Annotated in this window: 10 protein-coding genes and 1 pseudogene; 5 read left to right on the top strand and 6 right to left on the bottom strand. The window is 56.4% G+C overall.

Features of this window, described 5'->3' with window-relative positions; all coding sequences use genetic code 11:
- The 6 genes and pseudogenes from B2R17_RS09770 to B2R17_RS09755 all read right to left on the bottom strand — a co-directional run.
- Positions 1-46: DUF1589 domain-containing protein (locus B2R17_RS09770; RefSeq protein ID WP_286763863.1), on the bottom strand; the 46-nt coding region annotated here is incomplete at its 3' end.
- Positions 45-101, bottom strand: a pseudogene (locus tag B2R17_RS28340) (hypothetical protein); the annotation flags it as partial. The pseudogene B2R17_RS28340 and the gene B2R17_RS09770, both read right to left, overlap by 2 nt.
- 41 nt (positions 102-142) lie before the next feature.
- Positions 143-268: a DUF1589 domain-containing protein gene (locus B2R17_RS28495; protein ID WP_422662597.1), complete on the bottom strand. Its 126-nt coding sequence runs from the start codon at positions 266-268 to the stop codon at positions 143-145.
- Positions 269-413: 145 nt separating this feature from the next.
- A complete protein-coding gene (locus tag B2R17_RS09765) occupies positions 414-1265 on the bottom strand; it encodes an MBL fold metallo-hydrolase (RefSeq protein ID WP_286763845.1) in 852 nt (283 codons plus the stop codon).
- Positions 1266-1477: 212 nt separating this feature from the next.
- On the bottom strand, positions 1478-2608 hold the full coding sequence (recA, locus tag B2R17_RS09760; RefSeq protein WP_008660722.1) for a recombinase RecA: 1131 nt from the start codon (positions 2606-2608) through the stop codon (positions 1478-1480).
- 401 nt (positions 2609-3009) lie between these two features.
- Positions 3010-3156 (bottom strand): hypothetical protein, encoded by a 147-nt coding sequence (locus tag B2R17_RS09755; RefSeq protein WP_286763844.1) that lies wholly within the window; start codon positions 3154-3156, stop codon positions 3010-3012.
- 1044 nt (positions 3157-4200) lie between these two features.
- On the opposite strand from B2R17_RS09755, the gene B2R17_RS09750 reads away from it, so the two are divergent.
- The 5 genes from B2R17_RS09750 to msrA all read left to right on the top strand — a co-directional run bounded on the left by B2R17_RS09750 (position 4201) and on the right by msrA (position 11225).
- A complete protein-coding gene (locus tag B2R17_RS09750; protein WP_008669898.1) occupies positions 4201-5130 on the top strand; it encodes an HDOD domain-containing protein in 930 nt (309 codons plus the stop codon).
- Between the two features lie 183 nt (positions 5131-5313).
- On the top strand, positions 5314-6459 hold the full coding sequence (locus B2R17_RS09745) for a phosphotransferase (RefSeq protein ID WP_286763843.1): 1146 nt from the start codon (positions 5314-5316) through the stop codon (positions 6457-6459).
- Positions 6460-6531: 72 nt separating this feature from the next.
- Positions 6532-9237: a protein-disulfide reductase DsbD family protein gene (locus tag B2R17_RS09740; RefSeq protein WP_339887606.1), complete on the top strand. Its 2706-nt coding sequence runs from the start codon at positions 6532-6534 to the stop codon at positions 9235-9237.
- Positions 9234-10631 carry a tRNA modification GTPase gene (locus tag B2R17_RS09735; RefSeq protein ID WP_286763841.1) on the top strand — a complete coding sequence of 466 codons (1398 nt, stop codon included), beginning with the start codon at positions 9234-9236 and terminating at the stop codon, positions 10629-10631. Before B2R17_RS09740 ends, B2R17_RS09735 begins: the two co-directional genes overlap by 4 nt.
- Before the next feature lie 87 nt (positions 10632-10718).
- The gene (msrA, locus tag B2R17_RS09730; protein ID WP_037252928.1) at positions 10719-11225 is read left to right on the top strand and encodes a peptide-methionine (S)-S-oxide reductase MsrA; all 507 of its coding nucleotides are present in this window, start codon (positions 10719-10721) and stop codon (positions 11223-11225) included.
- The last annotated feature ends 95 nt before the right edge of the window (positions 11226-11320 follow it).

The raw sequence follows: 11320 nt of genomic DNA, 5'->3' as shown, positions 1-11320 counted from the left end.
TGGACGGCTCGCTTTGTTCCAAAGCATCGGATGGGTGCCAGGTGATTACCTGGCCTACGTTGTTGGTGTCGCCGGGATTCAGATGTTCGAGATGATGAGATCCGAATTCTTGGCGAATCCAGCTACGGCTGAGGTGGCCTTGCTAACGCGGCGGGTTGTGACGGGTGCGTTGTCGCTCGTAGGCCAGGTTGTACCTGGCTGGGTGATTGGACGGGCCGCGTTGATTCTTGCGGGGGCGGGTTGGACGGCTCGCTTTGTTCCAAGTCATCGGTTGGGTGCCAGGTGATAACCTGGCCTACGTTGATGGTGTCGTCGGGATTCAGATGTTCGAGATGATGAGATCCGAATTCTTAGCGAATCCGGCTACGGGAGGTGGGCTTGCTGACGCGGCGGGTTATGACGAACGAATTCGGCTACTGGATGGATGGCATTGGCAATCGCAGTCCGTCGTAGGCCAAGTGGACGTGATCGGGCAGCGAGGCTTCCACGGGGCCGTGATCGATGTCGTGGCCGAGATGAGTTAGGAAGGCTTGGCGTGGTTTGAGCTCTTCGATCACTTCGAGGGCTTCTTCGATGTTGAAGTGAGTCGGGTGCGGGGTGAATCGCAAGGCATCCAGGACCAGCGTGTCGAGGCCTCGCAGACGTTCCATGGACGACTCCGAGACGTGATTGGTATCTGTGCAATAGGCGAAGTCACCCATGCGGAATCCCAGCACCTCAAAGTGCGGTCCGTGTTTGAGCGGAACCGGCATGACCCGAACGCCGAGAACCTCAAACGGATCATCGTTGTTGATCGAGAGAATTTCGAGTTGGGGCCGTGATCCCGCGTGAGTTTGTTCACGCTTTGAGAACGCGTAATCGTAAGAGGTTCGAATGCGAGCTTCGACGTCCGCACGGCAGTACAACGGAACGGGACGACCGAGCCGAAACGGAAACAACCGCAGGTCATCCAGCCCGTAGATGTGATCAGCATGCTCGTGGGTGAACAAAACCGCGTGCACGAGTTTGATTTTTTCACGCAGCAATTGCGTTCGCAAATCGGGCGGTGTGTCGATCAGCAGATTGCCCTCGGGCAACCGAATCAAGATCGAGCAACGCGTTCGGTTGTTGTGCGGGTCAGTGCTTTGGCAGACATCGCATTCGCATCCAATCGCGGGCACACCAACGCTGGTCCCGGTGCCCAAGAAGATCACCTCGGGAGTCGGGTCGAAGGACGCTGGGTTGGTCGCGGACGAGTCGGCTGGAGCAGGATCGGATGCAGTCATGCCGCGATGTTATCGCGGGTGAGCAGCCCCGTGCAGGTGAGGTGTCGGTTTGGTCTCGCTGAGGCATCTCGTGCACTCATCGTGAAGCGACGGAAACGTGGTGCCAGGATTTCGTCTGCGGCGGAAAACGAAAAACGGACCGCCCCAGGCTTCCCCGAGACGGTCCGTTTCATGCATAGTCAACTGACCTCGCGACCAACCCGATTCGCGGATCAGCTGTTGGCGACGGCTTCGCCATCTTCGACTGCTTCTTCGTCTTCGGCTGCCGCGTCCGCTTCAAGCGGTGCGACAAAGCCACCGGCGGCCAAGACTTTCTGCTTGATCTCATCGGAGACGTCTGGGTTCTCGATCAAGAAGTTGCGAGCCTTCTCTTTACCCTGTCCCAAGTACGTGTCGCCGTACTTGAACCATGAACCGCTGCGGTTGACGACTTTGTTCTCGGTTCCGAGATCCAGCAAGTCGCCTTCGAAGCTGATGCCGTTGGAGTGCATCATGTCGAATTCGGCGATGCGGAACGGAGGTGCGACCTTGTTCTTCACGATCTTCGCTTTGACGCGTTGGCCGACTTGCTCTTCGCCATCTTTCAGGCTTCCAATCCGACGAACATCAATTCGGCACGAGCAATAGAATTTGAGGGCACGACCGCCGGGAGTGGTTTCGGGGCTGCCGAACATCACACCGACCTTCTCGCGAATTTGGTTGATGAAGACGACGGCCGATTTGCTTTTGGCAATCGCACCGGTCAGCTTCCGCATCGACTGGCTCATCAAACGAGCTTGCAAGCCCACGTGACTGTCGCCAATCTCGCCTTCGAGTTCCGCCTTTGGCACCAAGGCCGCGACGGAGTCGATGATGATGACGTCGACGGCGTTGGATTTGACCAGCATCTCGCAGATCTGCATCGCTTCTTCGCCGCTGCCCGGTTGGCTGACCAACAGGCTGTCCAGTTCCACACCAAGCTTCTTGGCCCAACTTGGGTCAAAGGCATGCTCGGCATCGATGATCGCCGCGATCCCGCCGGACTTTTGGGCCTCGGCACCGATGTGCAGAGCCAACGTCGTCTTACCGGAAGATTCCGGGCCGAAGACTTCGATGATTCGGCCTCGCGGAATGCCCTTTCCACCCAACGCCATGTCGAGGCTGAGGCTGCCCGTGGAGATGCAATCGATGGTCAGCTTTTGGGAAGCTCCCAGCGGCATGATCGCACCGTCACCAAACGACTTTTCGATCTGTTGAAGCGTCGTCTTCAGACCGGGTTCTTTTTCCAGAATGGTCTTCATGCCTGGATCCAGCTTGACGCCCTTGGATGCTGCCGGCGTTGCCATGCGTGGTTTCTTTGCCATGTCCTGATTCCTTTATTCCCTGAACAAACTTTTCTTGTTTCCAATTCAAACCCAACCGATGTCCCGACCAACGGTGGTCAGACATGGCGATCCCTGCGAAGTCGCAAGGTCGATCCTATCGAGGAAGGTGCCGGAGACAATGAAAGCCCGACAGCTTTTCCACCGAAGTGAGTTCGGCCAGTTGATGTGATGACTGGTCGACGGTTGGTTCACAGAGAAGACCGCAGTGAGCTGCCTCCTCTTCACACCACTAGTATTCGCCAGGGGCGTGACACGTTTGGTCACGGGCGAGACAGGTCATTGCCATCCGAATGAGATTCGCAGGAAACCGGTTGCCTGAGCATGGATCAGGAACGTTTCGCACCAATCAGGAGTGTTTTGCGAGAACGACCAGCGAAATGTTACGAAGCGAGCTGATTGGGCGTCCGTCCGTCATCGCGACGAAACGGCTTTTCACGCAGCGCCACCCAAGTCGCGAATAGGACCAGGACACTGGCGATCTGGACGGAAGCGATGATCGCGGGATGGGTGCTCCGCAGCTTGTCCATGGAACGTCGCAAAACTGCGGGTTCCCGTTTCTGCTGTAAAAGGATCTGATCTGAGAGGGACACTTGGGCAGGGATCCCCCCTGTCTGGTTGTGTGCTGTGGGCCATTCCGCGACGTTTTCCCATCCGTTCGATGTGCGTCGCCAGCCGACAGGTGGCACCGCGCGAGGACCGCTGGAGATCAAAGCTTCTTCGGTTGCTCTATCCGGATCGTTTGGCTCAATCAAATTGTTTGACTCATCGGAATTGGACGTCTTCCGCACGAGCATCGTCGTCGCGGGGACTGACGCGAGACTGGTTGCTGGCTGAGTAAAGGTGGAGCCAGGGTGGATACCGACTCGAAACGCTGGATCAGCGTGCCGAAGAGCAATGGGTTTTGGTGAAGCGGACCGAGATGAGTTGGTCGACGCTCTCATGGAACCAGAAGTGCCACTGAGTACGTTCACCACGCCCAGCAAAATTGCGAGGGCGGCCGTCCTTCGTAGCCGCTTCCAATAGAACGACGCATCGACCTGTGGGTTGTTTCCCAGGTGATGAGCTGCGAGTTGCGAGAAGAATCGGCTGTTGCCGAGCGACGGAATTCGTACGAGTGCCATGAGGCCACACGGTTGCACGTCGCGGGCCGGAGCCGTCCGGCTGAGTCGTTTAGACGTTCAACGTCCTGTCAGTCAAAGGCTTACGTCGCGGCGCCGGATTCGATTCGCGACAGAAGGTTGATGCGTGGAGTCAACCAATGAGGTGAAAGAGCGACGTTCGATGTTTGGGCGAAACGTATCAAAATCGCGTCACTACAAACGGTGCGACCGACAAAGGCTTCCGACTGAGGCTAATCATGCCGAATCCGGGCGTCTTCGAATGAGGCTGCGACGTGCTTCTACGAAATCTTGGCGTAGGGTTCTATCAGCGACGGAATGGTTGGAAAACAAGTGTCAGGCACCTTTCGCCGGTACGGCCGATGGGGTGATTCGCACAAACGGTTCCAGGCACTTCATTCTCGCTCGCCGCCTAAGAATTAAGACCGCGTGAGGCACATCGCGTGGCGAACAATGCACAAAACAACAAACGAGCTGAAATCGATGACGAACGTCGCAGAAAGCACCAACTTGGAAGATGTTTTTCATGTCGACATCCTGCCTGCCTTGCCGCACAGTGCGATCAGCCTGTTGCAGTTGTCGCAAAAAGAATCCGCTGGGCCGAATGATTTTGCCAAGCCAATCGAGGCTGATCCAGGATTGATGGGGCAAGTTCTTCGCTTTGTGAATTCGTCGTACTTTGGATTCAGTCGCGAAATCATGAGCATCCCGCAGGCCATCACATTGGTTGGCTCGCGAGCGATCGTGAACTTTGCATTGTGGAACGCTGTCTTCAGCGTGATTCCCAATCCGAAGTTTGGTCCTTTTGATTTGAAAGCTCTTTGGCAAGACTCGCTGCGTCGCGCTATCTTCGCTCGCAAGGTCGGCCGAATTTTGAAGCTGGAAGCCGCCGAAGACTTGTTCGCGGGAGCTTTGTTGCAGGACATGGCGATCCCGTTGTTGTTGAAAGAATTGCCCACCGAGTACGAAGAGTTGGTTGAGAAACGTGCTTCGGAAGGCAAGCGTCTCAGCGGTTTGGAAAAAGAAATGTTCGGTTGGAACCACGCGGACGCCGCAGCTGTTCTGGCCACGCGTTGGAACTTGCCCGAAGAGTTCGTGGAACTGATCGCTCAACACACCGAGATTGAACAGTTGCTTGAAATGGGTGACTCGGCCCGCGGTGCGGCCTGCGTCGCATTGGCCTCGTTGCTGCCTTCGTGCAGTGAAAAGGAATGGCACGAGAAGGGTAAGTTTGCGCGAGCGTGTCAGCGACTCTCTGGCATGTCGAAAGAAGATTTGTTTGAATGTTTGAAGGATGTCGACGAACAAACCGCTGAGTTCGCACCGTTGCTGAAGTTGCCGGTGCCGGAGCAGTCGATCATGTCTTTCTTGGCTGAAAAGTAATCGCTTTTGGACGTTTCACGAATCGCACGATGCTGGTTTCCAGACGCAGCGTCGATCGGTATCGATTCGTGGAACCCAGGGCTGAGCGGCGGGCGGGTCTATCGAATTCGCCCCGCCGCGAACCCGTCGTCTTATGTGCTGAAGTGTTCGGCCCCTGGCGCGCCGATGGCGCGATGGCACTGCGTGGCAAGCGAACTAGCCGACGCGATGACGCAGCCAAACGTATTTTCCACCGGGTTGATATCAGACGTCGCTTCCGAGTTGTTGCTTGATCCCATTTCGGCCAATCAAGAAGCGACACACGAGTCGGCACTCTTGGCCGCTCCTGTTCCGACCGCAGATGGTCGATGGATCGTTTTGGATCAAGGCCGCCAATGGCAATGCACCGCTTGGGTCGACGGCCGAGCGTGTGATGATTCCGAAGCGATGGACAGCGATGCTGCCGCGCGAGCGTTGGTGCTGGGCGGCGAAGCGATCGCGAAAGTTCACGCGAGGTTGGCCGACCTGCCCTCACCCGCGGTCTTTGCCGATCGAACGCTAAACGAGTTTGCATCCGCGGATCAGTTGCCACGTTGCTTTCGTGAACGGATGAAACGTCTTCATGAGTTGAACCCGTGGTTGTCCTCAGGAAGTTTGTTGCGCGAACGATTGCCAGGAACGGCTTCGCAGTGGCGAGCGTTGTTGGAACGTTGCGTCAGTATGGACGGAGTGCATCAACGATCGATCGAGCGAACGAACAATGAGTTGCCCGCCTATCAAGAGCTCGCGCATCGTTTGATGGCAGCGACCGAGTTGTTGGTCAAACAAGGCACCTCGATCCAATCAATGCTGATTGCTGAGTTGGCGGAGCGAATGGAGAGTTCGCCTCAGGGTTGGCGTCAGAATTGGGTGCTTCGCGACGTCCACCGAGAGCACATCTTGTTTGACGAATCTCGACAGACGGTGAAGGGGATCATCGATCACGACGCGATGGATTGGGATTGCCCGGTGGTGGACTTGGCCCGTTGGGCAGGCAGTTTCCCCGTGCAACTGGAAGGAACGCTTTCGGCGAGCCGGCTGGATTTGGCGGTGGAGGGATACACCCGGATTTCATCAGCAAATTGCGGGGTGAAACTGGCGGATGGTGCTCGACCGCGTTCATTCTTAATAAAGAGCCCAACACCAGAAGAACTTGCTCTGGGAGCGACTCTTCTACGCTTGAATGCGTGGGTGGGAATGGCAAATTGGGTGGATTGGATTGGATTGAGGCGACGAATCTTTTTCTCGTCACCGGAACGGCTCTCGAGCCGAATTTCCGCCTTGATCGATTCAGTTTGCCACTTTTGCTAAGCTACGGGACTCATTTCGGTCGAACGATGGGGTTCGATGTCTTTTCGTCTCATTGAATTGTCTCGTCGGAGGATGCTTTCGATGGATCGCTGTTACCAACCCGGGTTCGCTCGGAAATTGCCCGCCTTTGGTGCCGCACTGCTGGCGGTGTTGTTCACCTTGGCTGTGGCGATGCCCGTACGCGCTGATAGGCCCGATGCAGCCGGTCTGTTCACCGAGTTTTCGCTCGACGATTTTGCCGCTGACGGAAACGCGGCGTTGCAGACTGACGAGCCCGCCGAAGCCACCGCGACCTATTCGGTTGTGGGCGAGGGTGAGATCGAAGTCAACGTTCAAGTGAAGCTGCAGCCGAAGTGGCACCTGTATTCGACGACCCAGCCCAAAGGTGGGCCCAAGCCGACCAAATTGAATCTGGTCGAAGCGGACTCCGTCAAAATTTCGGGAGCTTGGAAGAGTGACCGCGAACCGCTTCGAAGTGTCTCTGAAGACTTTGGCGGAATCACCGTTGAAGAGTTTGAAGACGAAGTCACCTTCACCGCCAAAGCGAAAGTCGCGGGCGGCAACGAAGCGATCTCGCAGCTTGGTGCATTGAAGATTCGTTTGGACGCATTGGCGTGTTTGACCGGCGGTGCTTGCATGCCGGTGAACGAGACATTGACGGCAAAGCTGGTCGGCGATGTTCCGTCGGCGGTTTCAAAACCATCCGGGCAAACGATGGCGTCGACGTCGTCCAATGATCCCGCGGGTTTGAAAAGTCATCCCGTTGATCTGAAGCAAACCTTTCGCGATCAAGACTATGTCGTGCGGTGGGAAGCGATCAACTTGACTCCGCAGTTGGAACCCGGGCAAACGGGCACGCTCCGATTCACCGCGATTCCTGATTCGGGATATCACGTCTACACATCTTCGGTGAACGACGAGCAATCAAAGACCAATTTTGTGGTCAGCGAAAAATCAGATTTGAAAGTCGGGGCACCCCAAACCAAATCTCCGCCGGTGGATTATGACCTGTTGCCCGGCGTGACCTATCACAAGGGCAACGTGACATGGACATTGCCGATTTCGATTCCGAAAGATGCCTCGAACGGCGAACACAAGATCGTGGGCGGGATCGCCTATCAAGCTTGTACAGACGACAGTTGCCAACAACCAAAGGCGATCGAGTTTCAAACCGTCGTCAACGTTGTGGACTCGGCGCCTGCGGATGCAAAACCGCAGCTCATGAATGTTGCTGCAAAAAAACGCATGCTGATTCTGGACGATGCGGCGACACTCGATTGGGTCGACACCGACCTTTCGCCTGCACTGAATGCCAGCATTGAATCTGAGGCCGATAACGAACCACAAATCGCGATGGCGGATGCTTCCGCAACGGATCACTCGACATCCGGTGGCTCTGGGGACGCTCATGGGGTCGCCAGCGAGACAACCAGCGAAGAAGCATCGGGTGACACTGAGAAAGCTGGCACGGCCTTCGGCACCACGTTGCTGTTCGCATTCATCGGCGGAGTCATCTTGAACTTCATGCCGTGTGTGTTGCCGGTGGTCGGTTTGAAGGTGATGAGCTTTGTTCAGCAAGCTGGCGAAGATCGCAAACGAATCTTCTTCCTCAACGTCGTGTACGCCCTGGGCATTCTGTCCGTCTTCGCGGTCCTCACCGCTCTGGCGGTTTTGTTGTCCTTCAACTGGGGCCAACAGTTCACCTACTTCCCGGTGCGGCTTGGTCTGACTTTGTTGATGTTCGCGATGGCACTGAGCTATCTCGGTGTTTGGGAAATTCCGGTTCCCGGCATGGCGGCTGGAAAAACGTCGCAGGCTTTGCAGCAACGCGAAGGTTACACCGGTGCATTCTTCAAAGGCGTTTTCGCAACCGTCTTGGCAACACCCTGCAGTGGTCCGTTGCTGGGCGGAATCTTGGGCCTGACTTTCGCGTTGACCAGTTTGCAAACAACCGCCGTCATCATGATCGTGGGAGTCGGCATGGCACTGCCCTATCTGATGATCGGCATCTGGCCGTCTTTGGTGGCTTGGTTGCCTAAGCCCGGCACTTGGATGGAAACACTGAAAGAGTTCCTCGCGTTCTTGTTCCTCGGAACCGTCGCGTTCTTCTTCAACCAGTTCAGCGATGGCGACAAGTTGCCCGTCTTTGTGGCCTTGATCGGTGTTTGGTTTGGTTGCTGGATCATCGGCAAAGTTCCCAGTTGGAGCAGCCTGCAAGCACGTTTGTATGCTTGGTCAGGTGGAATCGCGTCGGCCATCATCATCGGCGTTGCGGCGTTCCACTGGTTGGGCCCCGCACCCGAACCGGCCGAAGGTGTGAAGACGATCGCGTGGCAGCCTTATGACGAAGCCAAGTTGAAAGAGTATCAAGCCGAAGGCCGCACGGTCATGATCGACTTCACCGCCAAGTGGTGCGTGAACTGCATCGTGAACTACAACGTCGCGCTCAACACCGAACCAACTCGCCAGTTGATCGAAGAATTGGATGCGGTGCCGATGTTGGCCGATTGGACGGACCAAGATCCTGAGATCGAAGCGAAGCTAAAGGAACTGCAAAGTCGATCGATTCCGGTACTGGCAATCTATCCGGGAAAATCTCCTGCCGAGCCAATCGTTTTGCGTGATTTGGTGTCCCAGCAAATGGTCTTGGACGCGTTGGAAGACGCCGGTCCGAGTGTATCGGGGAGTGCGGCCAACATTGCCAATCGAGTTCGCCCCATTACGAATGCAGGTGAGTTAAGTTCGGCACCCGACGCCGCAGGCGTGGCAGCACGGTGACATCGGAAGCGGATGACACCATTGCCGCCATCGCATCGCCGATGACTCCCGCTCCTCGCGGGATCGTTCGGTTGTCGGGCCACGACTGCATCGATGTGCTGTGTCGGATGAAAGTGTTGGACTCGAACGAAGCCAGCGGCCGACGCCCATTTCGAAGCTCGAAAACGCTCGCTCTCGGTGATCCGCTCGGTGCGATCGAGGTCGATGTGATGGTTTGGCCCACGCAGCGCAGTTACACGGGCCAACCGTCGGCGGAGTTGCATCTGATCGGATCAGCACCGCTGTTGCAGTCCAGTTTGGACGCGGCGATTCGCGCGGGGGCCAGAGCCGCTCGCCCTGGTGAATTCACGATGCGATCGTTTCTCGCCGGGCGATTGGATTTGACGCAAGCCGAAGCGGTGCTCGGTGTCATTGAAGCGGAAGATCGCGGCACGCTCGATCAAGCACTTTCGCAATTGGCCGGCAACCTCTCTCGACCACTGCAGGCGGCTCGTTCAACGCTGTTGGATTTGTTGGCCGATGTCGAGGCTGGATTGGACTTTGTTGACGAAGACATCGAGTTCATCTCCGATGAAGCTTTGATTCAAAGGCTCGACGAACTTCGCACTCTGCTTTTGCAAACCCGTTCACAACTGAGCGATCGCGGTGGTGCATCGCCAACGATTCGAGTTGTCTTGCGAGGGTTGCCGAACGCTGGGAAGAGTCGATTGCTGAATGTGTTGTCATGTACCGAGTCGGCCATCGTGACCGATCAAGCCGGGACGACTCGCGATTTAGTGACCGTGGAATCAAGTTGGGGCGGTCACTCGTTTCAGTTGATCGACACGGCGGGGTTGGAATCGAGAGAGGAGTCTGACCCGGAGGCACCGATCTCTCAGGAGGCTCAATTGCAAGCCGCCGAGGCAGCGAGGGGAGCCGACGTGCATGTGTGGTGCATCGACGCGACTGGCGAAGAAGATTTTGCATCGCTGAAAAGTCCCGACGCGGTTTTGGAAGATGCGAAGCGATCGGCTGAATTGATTTGCGTGGCAACCAAACGAGACTTGATGCCGACGGAATGGAACGGCGATTCGATGCAGGCTGATTTGGCCGTGAGCAGTGAATCGGGTGCCGGTGTTGATGCCCTGATCAAGCGACTGGTCCAATTCGCGGAGCAACGTGACGCTGGTGAGACCGGCAGCGTGATCGGCACAGCGGCTCGATGCCAAGATTCTTTGGCCGCCGCGATTGAGCACCTGGCCCAAGCGATACAGTGGACGGAGCAGATGGCCGGGCATGAACTGGTGGCCGCTGAAATGCGTCTCGCCGTCGAGGCGATCGGCGAAGTGACCGGTCAGGTCTACACCGATGATATTCTGGACCGTGTGTTCGGCCGATTTTGCATTGGCAAATAGAACGTGGCATCGGCTTCCTGTGTGTGAAGTGACCAACACAGGATGGAAGCCTATGCCACATCCGATGAGATTCAATGGAGATAAGTCATGACAGAGCGAGCGGTGTTAGCGGGTGGTTGTTTTTGGGGCATGCAGGATCTGATTCGCAAGCTGCCCGGCATCGAATCGACCCGGGTGGGATATACCGGCGGTGAAGTCCCAAACGCGACTTATCGCAATCATGGCAACCACGCCGAAGGGATCGAGATCTTCTTCGATCCTGAAAAGACGAGTTACCGGCAGTTGTTGGAGTTCTTTTTTCAGATCCATGATCCAACGACGCCGAACCGTCAGGGCAACGATCGCGGTCCTTCGTACCGTTCGGCGATTTACTATGTGGATGAGCAGCAGAAACAGACCGCGGTGGACACCATCGCGGATGTGAACGCGTCTGGTTTATGGCCAGGCAAAGTGGTCACCGAAGTCGAGCCAGTCAGCGACTTTTGGGAAGCCGAACCGGAGCACCAGGATTACCTCGAGAAGGTACCCAACGGCTACACGTGCCATTTCCCTCGTCCGGATTGGGTGCTGCCCAAGCGAACTTCTGCTGAGTGAAGAGGTCGAGCAATTTTTTTATGCCGCTCGTTGACGCTTTTTCACCTGTTGCACCTCTCCCGAAACGAAGTTTGGGGAGAGGTCGAGCGACGCCG

Source organism: Rhodopirellula sp. UBA1907, from assembly GCF_002337565.1.
Taxonomy (GTDB): domain Bacteria; phylum Planctomycetota; class Planctomycetia; order Pirellulales; family Pirellulaceae; genus Rhodopirellula; species Rhodopirellula europaea.
Note: the sequence above shows the minus strand (reverse complement) of the source record. Positions and strands in the feature narration are given on the sequence as shown.

Coding starts and splice junctions, on each gene's coding strand:
- B2R17_RS28495 (WP_422662597.1), bottom strand. CDS start 268: ATGACTTGGAACAAAGCGAGCCGTCCAACCCGCCCCCGCAAGAATCAA.
- B2R17_RS09765 (WP_286763845.1), bottom strand. CDS start 1,265: ATGACTGCATCCGATCCTGCTCCAGCCGACTCGTCCGCGACCAACCCA.
- recA (WP_008660722.1), bottom strand. CDS start 2,608: ATGGCAAAGAAACCACGCATGGCAACGCCGGCAGCATCCAAGGGCGTC.
- B2R17_RS09755 (WP_286763844.1), bottom strand. CDS start 3,156: ATGGACAAGCTGCGGAGCACCCATCCCGCGATCATCGCTTCCGTCCAG.
- B2R17_RS09750 (WP_008669898.1), top strand. CDS start 4,201: ATGCACAAAACAACAAACGAGCTGAAATCGATGACGAACGTCGCAGAA.
- B2R17_RS09740 (WP_339887606.1), top strand. CDS start 6,532: ATGCTTTCGATGGATCGCTGTTACCAACCCGGGTTCGCTCGGAAATTG.
- msrA (WP_037252928.1), top strand. CDS start 10,719: ATGACAGAGCGAGCGGTGTTAGCGGGTGGTTGTTTTTGGGGCATGCAG.